General features: G+C 46.5%; 1 protein-coding gene. It reads left to right on the forward strand.

What is annotated here, in order from left to right; all coding sequences use genetic code 11:
• Window positions 1-879, forward strand: an 879-nt coding sequence (locus E1757_RS35575; RefSeq protein ID WP_133237155.1) for an IS110 family RNA-guided transposase, incomplete at its 5' end; no start/stop codon positions are given.
• Window positions 880-1,113: the final 234 nt, after the last annotated feature.

The following is a 1,113-nucleotide window of genomic DNA, read 5'->3' on the forward strand; positions in this document are numbered from 1 at the left end:
ACGGTAATTGCCCCGTCCTTAATTCCACAAAAGCCTGGTGAAAAAGTAAAAACAGACCGTAGGGACGCCATAAAGCTAGCCCAATTATTTCGTGCAGGAGAGTTAACCGGTATTTATGTACCTACAGAAGAGGATGAAGCATTGCGTGATTTAGTTCGAGCTCGGGAGGCCATAAAGGAAGACCGCCAGCGAACCCGTCATCGGATTACAAAATTTTTGCTTCGATACAATTTGGTATTTTCCGAGAAAGGGAAGAAATGGGGAACAAAGCATCGCACATGGCTGAATGGGTTAAGTTTCTCATCACCGGCATTGAGAATTGTATTTCAGGAATATCTCCATCAACTTGATGAATTGGATGAGAGAATGAAGCGTTTCGAATCGGAAATCCATCGTCAGGCTGAAGCTAGCTCCAAAGCCCCAGTCATTCAGGCATTACAGTGTTTCCGCGGAATCGCCGAGCTCACGGCAGTTACCCTTGTGATAGAGATTGGAAGCTTTGTCCGATTTGCTAAAGCAAGGGATTTTATGGGTTACACAGGTTTGGTTCCAAGTGAGCGATCTACAGGGTTAACAAGAAGRCAAGGCGCGGTAACAAGGACTGGAAACCCCCACGTACGCCGGGTACTCGTTGAAGCAGCCTGGTGTTATCGATATAAGCCCGCGGTGAAAGGAGCCCTAAAGAATCGACAACAAGGGCAACCYGGAGATATTCAAGCAACATCTTGGAAGGCACAGCACCGTCTACACAACAAATACATGAAAATGAACGGCCGAGGAAAACCAGGAGGCAAAACAACAGCAGCCATTGCAAGAGAGTTAGCTGGGTTTATTTGGGCAGTGGCGCGAAGAACAGAGGTAACCTTACAAGAATCCTAAATAATAACTGTATTTCAAGTTACGCAACAACCCCTAAATGCGCTTGAAGGTTGAGCTGGAGGCAAAAGCAAAACGCAAGGGAGAAATCCACGTCTTTTCTTTGCGCTAAAGTGCGAGCACGGAACGCGCGCTACCAAGTTCGTTGGAGACTCCTCAGACGGAGAGATAAAATGTGTGTAACCAACCCACGTATATCAGAATGCTCAACGTCGAAAAGATTTTTGCCTTCACGCT

This window comes from Paenibacillus piri (assembly GCF_004354045.1).
GTDB classification, from domain to species: domain Bacteria; phylum Bacillota; class Bacilli; order Paenibacillales; family NBRC-103111; genus Paenibacillus_S; species Paenibacillus_S piri.